Genomic DNA, 16,180 nt, shown 5'->3' on the forward strand with positions numbered 1-16,180 from the left:
GCACCCATGTAAGGATCCGTCAGCAAGTTTATGATGGTTGTGCTCAGCTTGGCAGAGGGGCGAGGCACAGGCTCATTGCACCAGGCAACGCGTGCTGGCGAGCGGTCCGTGAACGCCACCCGAGGAAGGCGAGGAGAGCAGGACGATGACGGCTGGCGGAACGCTGTCCAAGTACTGGATGTTCAGTCCTGAGTACACGAACAACCCGTACCCGATCCTGGCCAAGGTGCGTACCGAACAGCCGGTGAGCAGGGTCGAGACACCGGACGGCGTCCGGGTATGGGTGGTGACCCGGTACGACGACGTCCGTGAGGCGCTGGCGATGCCGCAGCTCGGCCGCGACATCGGCAAGCTCTACCGTTCGCTCGGGAAGCAGATCGGCCGGGACCTTGTCCCCCCGGCGCTGATCAGCAACCAGCTCGCCAACTCCGACCCGCCTCGGCACACCGCCCTGCGCAAGGCACTGACATTCGCCTTCACTCCCAAACGGATAGAAAAGCTTCGTCCGACGTTCCAGAAAATTATCGACGACCTTCTCGACGACCTTTCCCGGCAAGAGCATCCCGACATCCAGACCGCCCTCGCGGATCCACTGCCGGTCATCAGCCTCGCCCAGTTGATGGGCGTGCCGTCCGCGGACTGGCCGAAATTCTCCAGCTGGGCGAAGACGCTGCAGAACACCGATGCCGCTGATCCGACCGGGAAGCGCGAGAAGGATATCAACGACGCATCGGTCTACGTGTCCGACCTGATCGCCAAGCGTGAGCGTGAGCCGGAGGACGACCTCATCTCGGCCATGGTGCACGCCGACGAGGACAAACGGTTGGAACCCAAGGAAATCCTGTCGACCGTGTTCGCCATGATGACCGGAGGTACCGACACCACGTCGGCGATGGTGACGAGTTGCCTGCTCGCGCTGCTCACCCATCCCGAGCAGTCGAAGCGGCTGGCAGAGGATCTCGACCTGATCCCGGACGCGATCGACGAACTGATCAGGTATGTCAACCCTGTTTTCAACGCGCTCCAACGCATCACGCTGGAGCCCATCGAGATCAACGGGGTACACATTCCCGCCGACGAGATCGTCGTTATCTCGCTCGGATCCGCGAACCAGGATCCCACGCAGTTCCCGGACCGGCCTGACGAGCTGGACATCACCAAGCCGCGGCCACGTCAGCACCTCGGTTTCGGTCACGGCGTTCACTTCTGCGTCGGCAGCCATATGGCGAGGGCGCTGGCCGAGATCGCCCTGCGCCGGATTTTCGAGCGCTTCCCCGACATCCGGCCCGCCGTCGACCCTTCCGAGTTGCGGTACCGGCCGAGCCTGTTGCTCCGCCAGCTGAACTCGCTGCCGGTGCTCCTGTGAGCCACGGCCGGGAGCGCAGCCACAGTGTCAACCGGCAACACAGGTGACAGGCGAACATGACAACACCGCCCCGCCCGCCGCCGGCACGTGCGTCGTGAGCGACAACGCGTGCGGCGACGCCGAGGCGTTGAGAGGGTCGAGAAGGACGCTCAGGACGAAACGGCAGCCGATTCGGTTGGTCGCAGTTCCGCGGCCGGCCGGAAGGCCATGACCATACTGGACACTGTCAGCACCGGCTCGCCATCGATGCTGCTCGACCCCTCGAAGATCGTGGCGTCGCTGAGCGCCCTGAGCACCCGCACGTGGTGTTCGACGACATCGCCCGGATACGCCCGCCGGCAGACCTGCACGTCGGACATCCCGCCGAACAGCATGACGTACTCATCCAGCCACCCGCGCGAACCCGACGCGCTCAGGTTGGCCATGATGGCGGCGGACTGGCCCCAGGACTCGAGCAGCAGCGTCTCCGGGTAGGCGAAGTCCTCCTGCACGGCCGACTCGCCGATCTCGGCATACCACGGCTCGTTACAGGTGATCGCCTTGACGGCACTGAGCCACTCACCCGGCACCACCTCCGACACCCTGTCCAGGAGCAAGATCGGGTAACGGCGTGGCAGTAGCGTCCTCAGCTCAGCCGTGGTCAGCATCCCTCGTCACCTCCCGGTAGCGCACCCGTACCGTGGCCGCCTCGTCGCGGCGCGTCCGGGCGCGGGCAGTACACAGCCAGTCGCCGCCAGAACCTTCCCAGCGCAGTTGCACGGTGAGCACGTCGCCCGGATAGACCGCGCCGGTGAAGCGAGCCGACTTCACCCCGCTCAACACCAGTCCCGGAACCGGAGCCGCGTCCAGCGCCGCGCGGTGCACGCACTCGAGGACGCAGATACCCGGAAAGATCGGAAAATGCGAGTAGTGACCCGCGAACACCGGCTCGTCGTCACTGATCGTGATCGTCGCTTCCGCGGTCCACTCACCCTCGCCCGTGGCCACCGGCCCGGCTCGCACCTCCGCGGCCACGGGGCTCACGCCGCCACTCACCGGGTCTCCAGCTTGCTCTGAACCAGCTCACGCACCGAGCACATCTCTCCCCCGGTATCGCCGGCCACCGCCGGCGGATCATTGTCGTCCGATTTCTCGCCAGAAATAAATACCATACCAAACCTCACATCCCCTGCACTCCGCTTGACCAACCAATATTCATTTTTACCGTACTAGCAGACACGGGTCGAGACCGGTTCACCAAGCTAAAAGTGACCAGATCCGCCGCGGCGAGATTAATCTCGCGTCAGTTCAGGTTCGGGTTTAACCGATGCTGAAACATTTGCGTTTGTACGGCGACGGTAGTATGCGAACGTGACGAGTCCCAGCAACGGCCCCCAGGCCAGGGACGGGGCGTAGAGCCAGGCGATCCACGGCTCGACACCACCGAGCTCCGCGTTCGCGGGGACCTCGACCACACTGAGGGCGCGAGCCTCCTCGACCGTCTCCGGCTTCCCGCCCAACAGGTTGAACAGCCTGTTGAACAGCATCACCGCGGTGAGCACGGTGACGGCGAGCGTCCCGCACGCGGCGGGAACGACGGCCGCGCCGATCGGGATCCTGCGCCCACCCAGCGCGGGCACCCACCTCGGCACCACTTCACCCCAGGAATGGACCAACCCGAGGGTAAGCAACCCGAGGCCCATCTCCAGGAGGCTGAGGGCCAGCAGGTACCAGCCTTCTTCCAGCCCCTTCTCGATGACCAACTGGGCTCGCCATATCGACGATGGCAGCAGGCACAACGGCACCGCATATGCGGCCCAAACCGCCCAACGCGGCGCGCGGGTCGTCATGACGGCGCCGCCGTCAGTGCTATGCCTGGTTTTCACAACTACTCCTTTACGTGGGCATTACCGATCACCGTCGAAGGCGACCTGTTCAGGCTCCTCCGGGCCGGTCACATGGGGAAACAATCGCCGGAGTGAGTTCGTCTCCCCCCTGGGAGTGAGACGAGCACCGTCAGTTACCAGGACGTCCTTCAGTTTGCGTTGCAATCCGCCGGTCAAGCAGGCTGAGAAGATGGGCGAGACGCCCCCTGGCGCTTGACGAGTCAACGCACGATCTCCTTGGTAATCCGGTTCGAGTCCAACTATCAGCCAAACCAATGACAAAATGGCATCGCTATTAACATTTTCTAACCACGCGGACCTTGACAATAAGTCAAGAATACAGGAGCCTGTTCCCTGCCTGTACGTGACCGGCCCGAGGCAAGCGGAATGAAGCGCTCACTCATCTCCCTCCCACCCGAGCGGAGGCGCTGCCCGCGAACGTGACAATCGGCGTCGTACGTTCAGGAGCGAGCGCCAGGGGGTCCGCAAGGAAATGACGTCGTCCCGTGGGTGGGCACCGCCCGGTGGCCGAACAGGCCACCGGGCCGCCGCGCTGATTTCACCGCCCGCACACCAGCTGGGAGATCCGCGATGACATCCGTGAAGAAACCCGTGGAGGCGGGCCTCGCCACGCCGGCGGCCACGGCCCACGAGCGAGGCACGAGGCCACGCTGGCACGTTCTCGCGCTCGGGGCGATCTGCGTGCTGGCCGGCGTGCTCTACCTGTGGGCCCTGTCCTCGCTTGGCTACGGGCGCCCTTACCTCGCCTCCGCGGTGCTCGCGATGTCCCAGGACTGGCAGGCATTCCTGTTCGGTTCGATGGACCTTTCCAACACCGTCACGATAGACAAGCCACCCCTTGCGCTGTGGCCACAGGCGATCCTCGTGTCGATCTTCGGCTACCATGGCTGGGCCCTGCTGTTACCGCAGGCGCTCGGCGGGGTGCTGACCGTCTTCCTGCTGCATCGCACCGTGCGGCTGTGGGCCGGGGAGAAGCCCGCGCTGCTGGCGTCACTGATCCTCGCCGTCACGCCGGTCGCCGTCGCGATCAACAGGGTCAACCTGCCGGACACCCTGCTCATCCTGTTCTGCGTCGCGGCGGCGTACGCGCTCACCCGCGCGCTACTGCGGGACTCCACCGGCTGGTTGCTGCTCGGCGCCGGGCTGCTCGGTTGCGGGTTCGCCACGAAGATGCTCCAGGCATGGGTGGTGGTGCCCGCGTTCGTGGTGGCTTACCTCATCGGCTCCCGTACGTCCTGGCGACGGCGCGTGGCCCAGCTCGGCGGCGCCGCGGCGGTGCTGCTCGCCTCCTCGTTGTGGTGGGTGGCGCTGGTCGACCTCTGGCCGGGACGCAAGCCCTACGTCGGCGGCAGCACCGACGGTTCGGCGTGGGATCTCGTGTTCGGTTACAGCGGGCTGTCCCGGCTGATCGGTGATGAGGGCGATGACTCTCTCGCCCAGGCAGGCATGACGTTCTCCGGGGACCCGGGCTGGGGCCGCCTGTTCAACGAGCACTTCGCGGGTCAGATCAGCTGGTTCCTGCCGCTGTGCGCGCTGGTACTCGTCGTGGCGGCGGTGCGCGGCGGGCGAAACCTGCTCGCCGGAAGGCACATCAGTCCATTATGGATTTCCGGGTGGGCCATGTGGGGTGGCTGGCTGCTGTCGACCGCGGCCGCGTTCAGCTTTGCCGAGGGACTGATCCACCCCTACTACGCGACGATGGCGGCCCCCGCCGTCGCGGCGGTGTCCGCCACGGGCCTCGCCGTGTTCTCGCGGTGGTACCGGGCTCGAAGCGGTGGCGGCTGGCTGCTGCCCGCCGGCATCGCGGCCACCGGGGCGTGGGCCTTCGTCGTGGCCACTCGCCAGCCGGCCTGGCACGGTTGGGTGCGCTGGGCGGCCGTCGTCACGGTCGTGATCGCGGTCGGCGTCCTCGCCGTCACCCTGCTGGCGAAACGTCATTCCACCGTCACCGCCCGGTCCGCCGCCGCGGCGGGACTCGCGGCAGTCCTGCTGACGCCGGCCGTATGGGCCACGGGCACGGCGTTCGGCGAGGTGGCGCCGGACGCGGCGGAGAACCCGCTCGCGGGACCGGTCCCGGCACCCGGTGATCCGATGCAGCAGGTCGACATGCAGATCGCCGAGGAGAATCGCGAGCGAGTGCTCCACTCCGATCAGCGTGCCGTGCTCGAGCACGTCACGGCGAACGCGGAGGGCCAGGACATCGTACTGGCCGTCGAGGGAGGTATCTCCCAGTCCGCGCCGTACATCATGAACAGCGAACGCCCGGTGTCCGGGATGGGTGGTTTCCTCGGCGGTGATCCGGCGCCCTCCGTGACGGAGCTGGCTGGCTGGGTGAGCTCGGGACGGTTGCGGTTCGTGCTGAGCAACCAGGTGCTGCTGCGGATGCCCGAGCAGGTCGGGACATCCCATCCCATCGCGGCCCGAACGGCGTGGGTGCAGGAGCACTGCGAGACAGTGGACCCGGCGAGCTACCTGGACGGCGCACCAACCAGCCCCACCGCGAAGCTGTTCGGCGGGCCGGTGCTCTTCGACTGCGCGCGCGGCTAGAACAGCGCCGCTGCCGCCGCGGTTTCCACAGTACCGGCCGTTCCACGCCGGTGAGGTCCCGCTCACTGAGCCGGGTCCGGGACCCGGTCTCGCCAGAACGAGGCCGGGGGCGGTCTCGTTCTGGCCGTGCGATGAGCCGCACGTACGCGGCGGCCGCAAGCTCGAAGGTCGCCGTAGCGCGCCACTGTGGCCAGGACTCTCTCCGCGAACCCGCCGCCGGATCACCGACGCGTCACCGCCCGCGGGGCGAACTGTGCCCGCTGCGGCAATTGGTTTCAGAGATCAGGCTCGGGGTGAGCCGGCCGAGGGGCGAGTGTTGTGCGGGGTTCGGCTGGTCAGGACGCGGCCGGCGACATCAGCACGCCGGCCGAGGCGTCGTCGCCGGCACCGCCCGCCACGGCCAGCACCGGCTCGGAGGTACCGGCCCGGAACCTGGCGACGGCTCCGGCGCACTGCAGCAGGCCGAGCACGCTGGAGCACACGCCCCAGGACTCGGAAAGCTCGAACCGGGTCGCTTTCGCCAGCGCGGCCGCGTCGGCACGGCCCTCCGGGCCGTACCAGCCGGCCAGTGCCTCCGCTTCGACCCGCAGCCCGCGGACGACACCCTCGATGTCGCCGCTACGGCGGTACCCGCCGAACCCGGCCTGCGCCACGGCGGACCGCTGGGCCGCGGCTCCCGCGGTCTCGACAACCAGCGCGATCGCACCATCGACGATGTTCCGCCCGCCGAGGAAACCGCGTACCACCTCGTTGTCCGGTTCGACGGCCAGCACGACCACCTGCCGTGCCCTGCCGGCACCGAGCCAGGTCGCGGCCCACCGCAGGGTGTCCAGGCCGGAGGTCGCTCCATTGCAGACGCTCAGGTTCGGGCCGCGCAGGGCGTACCGGATCGCCACCTCGGACGCGATCACGTTGCTGGAGAGGTCGGGGGTTCCGACCGGGCTGAGCAGCCGCGTGCTCCCCTCCTCGGCGATGGTGTCCACGGCATTGCTCACCGAATCGAGGTTGCCGTAGTTCGAGGCGGCGACCACGCCGACCTCCTCCGGCCGCGTCACGGGTGACTTGGGATCGTCGGCCTCGACCAGCAACCCGCTCTCGCGCAGCGCCTCGTAGGCGGCCACCAGCCCGAGCTGTGTCGAGCGATGCTTGTGCCGCAAGCCCTTCTTCCCGATCCGCTCGGCCGGGTTCACCGGTTCGGCGGCCGCGGGCTCGAGCACCCCCTTGCCGGACGTGGCACCCGGTACGGCCACGCCCATCCCCGTGACGACGATCTCCGTGCTCACGTGTTGTCCTCCACAATCGCGACCGCGTTGAGACCCCCGAAACCGAAGGCGTTGATCTGCGTCAGCGTGATCGGTTCGGTGGCCATCCCGCCGCGTACGATGCGGAAGTCGGACACCTCGTCGATCGGCCTGTCCAGCGAGATCGTCGGGGGGATCCGGCCGGTCCGCATACTGTGCAGCGCGGTGACAAGGCTGTGCACGCCCGAAGCCCCGGAAGTATGGCCGGTCATGGACTTCACGCTGGTCATGGCCGGCACCTTGCCCGCTGTCCCGTACACCTCATGCATGGCCTCCGCCTCGCCGACGTCGTTCGCCAGCGTTCCGGTGCCGTGCAGCATGACGAGATCGATGTCGGCGGGCACGACGCCGGCCCGCCGGTGTACCTCCTGCATGGCCGCGGCGATCCGATGCGGGTCCGGCGCCGTCGGATGGCCCGCGTCGCAGTTGACCGCGACACCGCGAACCCAGCCATGTACCCGGTCGTCCGCGAGCGGCTCACGACGCAGCACGACGGCGGCCGCGCCCTCACCGAGGATGGTGCCGCGCCGGTCGACATCGAACGGCCGGACGGCATCCGGGGGAACCATCTGAAGCCGGTCGGAGATACCGAACATGCTTTCGGTGATCGCGTCCGTACCCGCGACGACCACCGTGTCCGCCTCGCCCGCGGCGAGGATGTCCGTCCCGAGCGACAGCGCGTACAGCGATGCCGAGCACGCGTTGGAGAAGGTCTGGCTGTTCACCGCGCCGAACCGGCGGCGGAGTGCCGTACCGAAATGCAGGTCTCCCGGGGCGACCTCGGCGCCGTCCCTGCGCCACAACTCGACCGACCGCAGTTCGCGCAAGCCGGTACCGATCAGCACCGGAACGTCGCCGAGGTCCTCGGACATGCCAGCCGACGCCAGCGCCTCGGCGATGGCGTCGATGAGAAAGCCGGTGGCCCTGCCGGGACGGTCCGCCCTTTCCGCCCGGTCGTCGACCTCGTACAGGTCGGTGGCGGTGTACCACTGCCGGTTGAAGGAACGCATTTCCGCCTGACCGCTACGGCCGGCGCAGAGGTTCTCGAACATCTCCTCGCCGGTGCGGCCGACGCTGGACAGCGCGCCCGTACCGACGATCGGCCATCTGGTTGTCACGCTTCGCTCTCCTCGTCCTGCCGACTCACCCGATCCGCGATCATGGCCGCTAGCCGGTCGAGGCCGGACTCGATCTGCTCGGGACTGAGCAGGCTGACCGAAAGGCGGAGCTGCCGAAGCGGCGCGCCGCCGTCGTAGAAGTGGTGCATCGGTGTCCACAGCACCCCGTGCCGCTGGGCCGAGTACTCCAGCAGCTCGTCGTCGACCGTGAACGGCACGGTGACCACGACGAAGAAACCTCCGTTCGGCACGTTCCAGCTCACCCCGTTGCCCTCGTCCCGGGGGAATCGCCGGGTAAGGCCGGTCAGCACGTGCCGCATGTTCCGCGCGTAGATGTCGATCTCGCGCAGGTTGCCCTTCACCATGCTGCAGCCGTTCTCCAGCAGCATTCCGGCCACCATGGCCTGCGCGATCGGGGCGGTGTTCACCGTGAGCATGCTCTTGAGCTTGGCCAGCTCGTCGGCGAACAGGCTCGTCTGGCCCTCCTCGCGCAGCACCCGCTGGTCGGCGACGGCATAGCCGATCCTGGCTCCGGGGAAGGCCGTCTTGGCGTACGAACCGAGGTAGACCACCCGGTCGCTGTCGTCCAGCGCCTTGAGCGTCGGCAGCCGCTCGCCGTCGATGTGGAACAGCCCGTACGGGTTGTCCTCGAGTACCAGCAGGCCTTCCTCCCCGGCCACACGCAGCAGGCGGTGCCGGGTCTCCAGGTCCATGCTGATGCCGGAAGGGTTGGCGAAGTCGGGCATGACGTACAGCGCCCTCGGTCTGCGCCCGGAAGCACGGGCCTGCCGGGCCTGGGTGACCAGGTCGTCGAGGTCGATGCCGGCGGGGCCGTCCCGCACCGGGAGGACCGGCATGTCCAGCAGCCGCGCGGCTCCGGTCACCCCGACGTACGCGGGAGAGACCGAGAGCAGCACATCGTCCGGGCCCGCGCGCAGCGCGCGCATCACAAGGAACATCGCCTCCTGGCAGCCGACGGTCACCACGACGGACTCCGGATCGACGACGATTCCCTCGTCGACGGCGAGGTTGCGCGCGATCACCTCGTGCGCCACGCCCTTGGTGCGGCCGTACTGGAACAGCGATCTACGGACCTGCTCGGGGGTAAGCCCCCGTTCCTCGGCCAGGTAACGGCAGTAGGTACGCAGGTAGCTGTGCAGGTCGTCGAGGTCGAAAAACTCCTCGAAGGGCCGTCCCGGAGCGAACGACACCGCGTCCGGATAGTGGTTGGCCACCTCGTTCAAGAAATTCATCGAGGTCAGCGCCGGGTCGCTCAGCGAACCGTGCAGCTCGGCCGCCGACAACCTCGTGCCTTGTTCGTCCATAGAGCCCTTCCTCCTCACCGCGCACTGGCACCGGGTTGCCGCACCACCGGAACGCGACCGGGTCCTACCCGCCGGCGGCGACGGTCAGGATCCCGGCGTGCCGAGCCGCTCGGCCTCGACGGCCTCGTAGAGCGCCTTGATGTTGCCGCTGCCGAACGTGCGGGCACCCGCGCGCTCGATGACCTCCATGAAGAACGTCCCCCTCGGATGCGTCGACCTGGCGAAGATCTGGAAGAGCTGGCCGTCGTGATCCTCGTCCACCAGGATGCCGAGCTCGCGCAGGCTCGGGATGGAGTGCCGGTCCAGCTCGATCCGCTCGCCCAGCTTGTCGTAGTAGGCACCCGGGGTGTTCAGGAACTCCACCCCGCGCGCCGTCATCATGTCGACCGACTCGACGATCGACTCCGTGGTGAGCGCGATGTGCTGGACGCCGGCGCCACCGTGGTTCTTCAGGAACTCGTCGATCTGGCCCGGATCGCGGGTGAGATCCGGCTCGATCAGCGTCAGCGTGACCGTACCGGACGGGCTCTGCACCACCTTGGAGTTCATCGCCTGCGCGCCCACCACGATCTTCTCCTCGAAGATCGCGGGGAAGCCGAGTACGTTCTCGTAGAACTCCACGGTGGGGTCGAGTTGCCCACCCTCGAGGCAGACCGCGAAGTGGTCGAGCACGGCGACCCCCGTATCCACCTCCGCCTCGCGGCTCACCGGCGTGAACCCCGGCGGGACGAGCGGGTCCGAGTTCTCGGGCCGCTGCACGAAGGTGTGCACCACGTCGCCGAACCCCATGATCGACGCGGTCACCACGCCGTCGATCTCGGCAGGCTCGGCCATCGAGCGGGCGCCCCGGCGCAGCGCCTCCGCGTAGGCGGCCCGCGCGTCGGAGGTGACCATCGCGATATCCGCGACACCGTCGCCGTGCGCCTGGACGTAGGCGGTGGCCGGGTGATCGTCGGTCATCGGCTCGGTGAACACCATCGAGATGTCTCGCTTGCCGACCGCGACCGAGTACACCCCGGAGCCACCCTGCCGGTCACCGGAACGCGCGCACACGTCGAGCCCGTAGTCACGCATGAACTCCGCCGACCTGGAATCGGCGTCCCCGACGTGGAACACGACGTGGTCGAGCACCAGGTCATCAAGAACTCCACTCGGTTCCTTGCTCATGTTATTCACTTCCTAACCGGGGATTCATGCGAGTAGCTCAGCCAACGTGCGCAAGGTAACCTCGGCGACGTCGGCACCGCACCCCTGGATCAGCAAGTTCGATCCGGTGCCCGTACCGAAGTCGAACGATCCACGGCGGATATCATTCGGGTGGCCTCCACTCGAACGGCTCGAGCAGCCCCGGGCGGTTCAAGAAGTCTAATACCAACTTGTCATCCGGAATGCCGCTCTATTTGACTCGACGGTGGTTGCCCTCGCCTGGTGCGAGCACGGTGACCGAGGTGATCAACGCAGTGGTGACCGCTGGTGTTGATGACACGACGAGGACGACGCTCTCGCCTCCGCTGAGCTGATTGGACGATGTCGGCATGCTGACACTTGGAATTAGCGGGAACTACGGCACCGCGGATGCTGATTTGTTTCCCGGAATGCCGGACTACTACTTTCACGATGCGACGGCTTGCATCGTCCGCGACGGCGTTCTTGTCGCTGCCGTCGAGGAGGAACGCCTAAATCGGATCAAGAAAACAACCAAGTTCCCGATCAACGCGATCCGGGCGTGCTTGGATATCGCGAACGCCACACCGGACGACGTCGACGCGGTGGGGTATTACTTCGAGGAAACGTTCGCCGACACCATGCTGAACACCTGGCAGCTGCAGAACCCGAAGATCCCCGTGCGCCGGGCTCGCGAGATAGTCAAGGACATGCTGCGTGGCGGGCTCGACTGGGAGCTCAGTGACGATCGCCTCAGGTTCACGGACCACCACCGCGCGCACGCGCTGTCGTCGTACGCGCGTTCCGGCATGGCGGACGCGCTGGTCGTCGTGCTCGACGGCCGCGGCGAGGACATCTCCGGAACCATCTTCCGGGCCGGCCACAGCGGTCTCCGGCCGCTGAAGACCTACCCGCTGTACAAGTCACTCGGCGGTTTCTACGAGGCGGCCATCCAGTTGGCGGGCTACCGGTTCGGTGACGAGTACAAGGTGATGGGTCTCGCGCCGTACGGTGACCCGAACAAGTACCGGGACATCTTCGACCGCCTGTACCTCACCGAGGAAGGCGGCGACTACGAGATCAACCCGGCAGCGCCGACCACGTTCTTCCTGAACGGATTCCGTCCCCGACGCAAGGGGGAAGAGTTCACCCAGGAACACATGGACTTCGCGGCCGGGCTCCAGGAGACGCTGGAGACCATCGTGCTGCACATTCTGCGGCACTGGTCCAAGGCCACCGGGCTCAACAAGCTCTGCTTCACCGGTGGCGTCGCGCACAACAGCACGTTGAACGGCAGGATCATCGAGTCCGGCCTTTTCGACGAGGTGTTCATCCACCCGGCCTCGCACGACGCGGGCGCCGCCGAAGGTGGCGCCCTTGCCGCGGCGGTGGACCTCGGCGGCAACCCCTTCGGGCGACCCCGGCTGCGTTCCGCCAGCCTCGGCCCCTCGCTGGGCCACTCGGACGATATCGAGCGGACGTTGAAGGCGTGGAGCGCGATGCTCGAGGTCGAGCGGCCCACCAACATCGTCGACCGTGCGGCGGACCTGCTCGCGGAAGGCTCGGTCATCGGCTGGGCACAGGGCCGGTCCGAGTTCGGCCCGCGGGCGCTGGGCAACCGCAGTATCATCGCCGACGCGCGTCCGAGCGAGAACCGGCACAAAATCAACGCCATGGTGAAGAAGCGCGAGGGTTACCGGCCGTTCGCGCCGGTGGTCACCGCCGAGGCCGCGGAAAGGTACTTCGAGCTGCCGCCTACCAAGGCGAACTACGACTTCATGTCCTACGTCGTTTCGGTGCGGCCCGAGCATCGCGAGCTGCTCGGCGCGATCACACATGTGGACGGATCGGCGCGGTTGCAGGTGATCCACCCCGAGGTGAACGAGCGGTACCACGGCCTCGTCCGCCGTTTCGGCGAGCTCACCGGCACACCGGTGCTGCTGAACACCTCCTTCAACAACAACGCCGAACCCATCGTGCAGACCGTCGAGGACGTGCTGACCTGTTTCCTCACCACCGATCTCGACCTGCTGGTGATCGACGACTTCGTGGTGCGCCGCCGAGCGGGCGGCGAGCTGGCGTTCGACGACTTCCGGATCACCTTCCGCCCGGTCGCCAAGCTTGCCAAGAATGTACGGGTGACCTCCTCCGGGGAACGTGAGGTGGTCCACGAGATCTCGCTCGACTACTACAACGGCCCCCGAGCCACGGTGTCGAAGGAACTGTTCTCGGTGCTGGAAGGCGTCGACGGCTCGAGCACGCTGAGCTCGCTCGCGCGCGAAGCGGGTGTCGAGCTGACCGGGGACCTGCGAAGGGAGCTCGGCGACCTGTGGCAGGCGAGGTTCCTCGGCCTGAGTTCCGCGCTGGAGTAAACCTGGTCGCTGATCGCTTTCCAGACTGGAGACTGGGCTGGCATGATACAAGACTCCGACTCCATCCGGGCTGTCGCCGAGCCAGCCCATGATCCGATCCAGGAATCGCAACCGCACATTCACCGATTCGTGGAAACGCTCACTCCGTGGAACAACGGCGAGCCACTCGTCGACGCGTACCTGGCCTGTCTCGAGGCCGCGAGCAGCATCGGGCGGGCCATGGAGCACGCGCGCCAGGATCGCGCCGTACCGTCCACCGAGGCGGCGCAGGAGGCACTGTACGCGAGCAGAGCCGCGGCAACGGCGATCCGCTTCTCGCTCGTCGAACTGACCGACCGAATCCGCGGCGGTGACGTGGCGAAGCCTGATGCCGCACGCGGGCCGCTGCCCACCGAGCGGGACGTGCGCGTCGAAGGGCAGGCACGAAGCCAGTTGCTCCGGCAACCACCTGCACGAGACACCTGAGCCGAGCGGACGTCGTTGCGGTGTCCGGGGGCGACTCCCGCCCCTGGACACGGCACCCCGACGCAGAGCACAAGGCGGAGCAAAGCAAAAGCGAGGGTCTCCCGCACCGCCACGGGAGACCCTCGCCGGTCATGGAGCAAGGATGAGTCAGGCCGAGCTGGCCTCCATCTCCGCGATCAGGCTCTTGGGACGCATGTCCGTCCAGTTCTCCTCGACGTAGTCAAGGCAGGCCTGCCTGCTGTCCTCGCCGTACACCGTCGTCCAGCCACTCGGAACCTCCGCGAAGGCCGGCCACAGCGAGTGTTGCCCCTCGTCGTTCACCAGCACGAAGAAGCTCGCGTCATTGTCGTCAAAAGGGTTGGTCATTCGCCTGTCCTCGACTCATCGCCGCCGGAGCGGACGCCTCGTGTCATATTCAAAAGCCGGGTTATTCAGGTCTGCGATGTGCCATGTCGGCATCGCGACAGGACAACCCCTCATCTCTGTGTCTTACCCAATAGTCGGGCTATTCAGATCCGGAGCATGCCTCACTGGCGCTGTGGCCCGCAACGACCGCTCGCACGGGCCTGGCGGCCCGCGGTCGCTGGGTCGTTCTGAATAGCCATCCCTCGGAACACTGCTTTTGTAACAGCCGGCCACCGGCATCACCAACACCGTATAGACTTCTTGAAGCCCGATTGCGCGGCCGGCCACGGTCCATCGCCTGGGCGGATTCGGCTCGCCCTCCCCACTCAATGAAATCCTCAATGCGGGCTGCCCACCGGGGATCGGAGTCGATACCGTCGTCCATCGACGGGACCGGCGTGGTCCCGGCACAGCCGACTGCGCATAGGAGCCATGGCATATGAGCACGGTGTCCGATACGGCCGTCAAAACCTTGCTGAACGAACCCAGCTCGGTGACGCTTCGCCCGGGGTACGAAGGCGGAAACATCAACACCGCGATCGGGTTCAAACACGTGTGTTACCTGATCGAACACGCGGTGCTGGACCACTTCCGGGCCATCGGACTCGGTGCGACCAAGCTGTACCTCGAGCACGGGTTGAACTTCGATGTGGTCGGGCTGGAGGCTCGCCTGATCACCGTGGTCACCCTCGACGACGAGGTGACCTTCGACGTGCTGCCGAAATCCTCCGACGGCGACTCCGAACTGCGGTTCGCGGTCACCGGCAGGCTCGTGCGCGGTGGCGAGCGGGTCAAGGCCGTCGCCGCCAAAGTGACCGTCCGGCTGCGGCAGGACGAAACCGTGGTCGATCCGGATCCGGTTCCGGACGAGCTGGCCCGGTTCGCCACACCCCGGCTGGCCACGGCGGAGCCGCGGCCACTCGCCTCGTCTCCCGTGGACAACCTCGACCTCACGACAGGCCGCGGCGCGCCCGCTGATGACCCGGTACTCGCCGAGATCATCGGGGACACCAACGCGTTCGGCTGGAAGTGGCGAATCCCCTACTACTACTGCCACTTCACCGAGCGCATGCAGATGTCCGGCTACCTGCGCCAGATGGAGGAGGCGAAGCACCTGTTCGTCGCGTCACGGGGCATCAGCATCAAGAAGCTGCTCGACGAGCGCGGGTGGATCCCGGTGGTCACCCAGTGCAAGCTCACGCTCACCGACGAGGCGATCATGGAGGAGGACGTCTACACCGTCTACACGGTGGAGAACATCTTCAAGAACATGCTCTACACCTCGCGGATGGACTGCTACGTGGTTCGCGAGGGCAGGCTGGTGCAAACCGCGACCGGCAGCATCGTGCACGGCTACGCCGCGAAACCGCATGCGGCGGCCGAGTGGGAGATGCCGTTGACCTTCGACGACCACGTACTCCGCGCCATCCAGGGCACGGACCGGCCGGACGTCAGGGGGTGACACCGTGGCCGCCGCGAAACGCAACCCACGCTGGTACTTCTCCCTCCGCAGCCCGTACTCCTGGCTGGCGTACCGGGACCTGGTGACCATGCGCCCGGACGTACTCGACGCGATCGAGTGGCTGCCGTTCTGGGAGCCGGACGCGCGCACCGAGGAGATACTCTCCGACCAGGGAGTCACCCTGCCGACCGTGGCGATGAGCCGTGCCAAGAACTTCTACATCCTGCAGGACACCCGCAGGTTGACGCGGGCGCGCGGGCTGCACGACATCACCTGGCCGATCGACCAGAACCCCTGCTGGGAGGTCGCGCACCTGGCCTGGATACTGGCCGACGACGAGGGGCGAGGCAAGGACTTCGCCGCCGCGGCGTACCGGGCACGCTGGGAGCAGAACAAGAACATCTCCGACCCTGAGGTGATAGCCGAGATCGCGGCCGAGTTCGGTCTCGACTCGCGGCGGCTGGCCGGCGCGGCCGAGGACGAGGACCTGCGCAAGCGCGGAGCCGCCCTGCTCGAGCGGTCGGCGAGGGACGGGATGTTCGGCGTTCCGTTCTTCATCAGCGGCAGGGAGAAGTTCTGGGGCCTCGACCGGGTCAGCCAGTTCGTCAGCTCGCTGACCGGGGAGCCCGAGCCGGAGCCTGCGACGCTGCCGGAACGGGAGCCCGCTCCCGGAACGAACGCGGAGCTGCTTCCGGCCGGTGCGGACGCCGGGCACGCAGGCGGCTGCGGCTGAGTACCAGGCGTCACCCAACAGCGACCGGAGGTCGAG

At 67.0% G+C, this 16,180-nt stretch carries 14 protein-coding genes; 6 read left to right on the forward strand and 8 right to left on the reverse strand.

What is annotated here, in order from left to right; genetic code table 11:
• The first annotated feature begins 286 nt into the window (after positions 1–286).
• On the forward strand, positions 287–1,366 hold the full coding sequence (locus tag FB471_RS05105) for a cytochrome P450 (protein WP_211357948.1): 1,080 nt from the start codon (positions 287–289) through the stop codon (positions 1,364–1,366).
• A 149-nt stretch (positions 1,367–1,515) separates the two neighbouring features.
• On the opposite strand, the gene FB471_RS05110 is transcribed toward FB471_RS05105, so the two are convergent.
• The 3 genes from FB471_RS05110 to FB471_RS05120 form a co-directional block, all read right to left on the reverse strand.
• Positions 1,516–2,013 carry a 3-hydroxyacyl-ACP dehydratase FabZ family protein gene (locus FB471_RS05110; RefSeq protein WP_141996176.1) on the reverse strand — a complete coding sequence of 166 codons (498 nt, stop codon included), beginning with the start codon at positions 2,011–2,013 and terminating at the stop codon, positions 1,516–1,518.
• On the reverse strand, positions 1,997–2,401 hold the full coding sequence (locus FB471_RS05115; RefSeq protein WP_141996177.1) for a 3-hydroxyacyl-ACP dehydratase FabZ family protein: 405 nt from the start codon (positions 2,399–2,401) through the stop codon (positions 1,997–1,999). The genes FB471_RS05110 and FB471_RS05115 overlap by 17 nt, the downstream gene beginning before the upstream one ends.
• Positions 2,402–2,637: 236 nt before the next feature.
• The gene (locus FB471_RS05120; RefSeq protein WP_211357949.1) at positions 2,638–3,231 is read right to left on the reverse strand and encodes a hypothetical protein; all 594 of its coding nucleotides are present in this window, start codon (positions 3,229–3,231) and stop codon (positions 2,638–2,640) included.
• Positions 3,232–3,822: 591 nt separating this feature from the next.
• Between FB471_RS05120 and FB471_RS05125 the strand changes: the two genes are divergently transcribed.
• A complete protein-coding gene (locus FB471_RS05125) occupies positions 3,823–5,799 on the forward strand; it encodes an ArnT family glycosyltransferase (RefSeq protein ID WP_141996178.1) in 1,977 nt (658 codons plus the stop codon).
• A 335-nt stretch (positions 5,800–6,134) separates the two neighbouring features.
• Here FB471_RS05125 and FB471_RS05130 read toward each other — a convergent pair whose 3' ends face one another.
• The 4 genes from FB471_RS05130 to hppD all read right to left on the reverse strand — a co-directional run bounded on the left by FB471_RS05130 (position 6,135) and on the right by hppD (position 10,710).
• Positions 6,135–7,082 (reverse strand): beta-ketoacyl synthase N-terminal-like domain-containing protein, encoded by a 948-nt coding sequence (locus FB471_RS05130; protein WP_211357950.1) that lies wholly within the window; start codon positions 7,080–7,082, stop codon positions 6,135–6,137.
• Positions 7,079–8,218 (reverse strand): beta-ketoacyl synthase N-terminal-like domain-containing protein, encoded by a 1,140-nt coding sequence (locus FB471_RS05135; RefSeq protein WP_141996179.1) that lies wholly within the window; start codon positions 8,216–8,218, stop codon positions 7,079–7,081. The genes FB471_RS05130 and FB471_RS05135 overlap by 4 nt, the downstream gene beginning before the upstream one ends.
• Positions 8,215–9,543: an aminotransferase-like domain-containing protein gene (locus FB471_RS05140; protein WP_141996180.1), complete on the reverse strand. Its 1,329-nt coding sequence runs from the start codon at positions 9,541–9,543 to the stop codon at positions 8,215–8,217. The genes FB471_RS05135 and FB471_RS05140 overlap by 4 nt, the downstream gene beginning before the upstream one ends.
• 84 nt (positions 9,544–9,627) lie before the next feature.
• Entirely contained in the window at positions 9,628–10,710 is a 1,083-nt protein-coding gene (hppD, locus tag FB471_RS05145; RefSeq protein WP_141996181.1) for a 4-hydroxyphenylpyruvate dioxygenase, read from the reverse strand.
• A gap of 428 nt (positions 10,711–11,138) precedes the next feature.
• On the opposite strand from hppD, the gene FB471_RS05150 reads away from it, so the two are divergent.
• Complete coding sequence (locus FB471_RS05150) at positions 11,139–13,079, forward strand: carbamoyltransferase family protein (RefSeq protein ID WP_246076245.1); 1,941 nt, start codon at positions 11,139–11,141, stop codon at positions 13,077–13,079.
• 129 nt (positions 13,080–13,208) lie between these two features.
• Positions 13,209–13,544: a hypothetical protein gene (locus FB471_RS05155; protein ID WP_141996182.1), complete on the forward strand. Its 336-nt coding sequence runs from the start codon at positions 13,209–13,211 to the stop codon at positions 13,542–13,544.
• A gap of 147 nt (positions 13,545–13,691) precedes the next feature.
• On the opposite strand, the gene FB471_RS05160 is transcribed toward FB471_RS05155, so the two are convergent.
• Positions 13,692–13,910 (reverse strand): MbtH family protein, encoded by a 219-nt coding sequence (locus FB471_RS05160; RefSeq protein WP_141996183.1) that lies wholly within the window; start codon positions 13,908–13,910, stop codon positions 13,692–13,694.
• Between the two features lie 478 nt (positions 13,911–14,388).
• On the opposite strand from FB471_RS05160, the gene FB471_RS05165 reads away from it, so the two are divergent.
• Both FB471_RS05165 and FB471_RS05170 read left to right on the forward strand, forming a co-directional pair.
• Positions 14,389–15,411, forward strand: a complete 1,023-nt coding sequence (locus tag FB471_RS05165) for a hotdog family protein (protein WP_141996184.1) — start codon at positions 14,389–14,391, stop codon at positions 15,409–15,411.
• 4 nt (positions 15,412–15,415) lie between these two features.
• Positions 15,416–16,144 carry a 2-hydroxychromene-2-carboxylate isomerase gene (locus FB471_RS05170; protein WP_141996185.1) on the forward strand — a complete coding sequence of 243 codons (729 nt, stop codon included), beginning with the start codon at positions 15,416–15,418 and terminating at the stop codon, positions 16,142–16,144.
• Positions 16,145–16,180: the final 36 nt, after the last annotated feature.

The sequence above is a fragment of the Amycolatopsis cihanbeyliensis genome (assembly GCF_006715045.1).
Lineage (GTDB): Bacteria > Actinomycetota > Actinomycetes > Mycobacteriales > Pseudonocardiaceae > Amycolatopsis > Amycolatopsis cihanbeyliensis.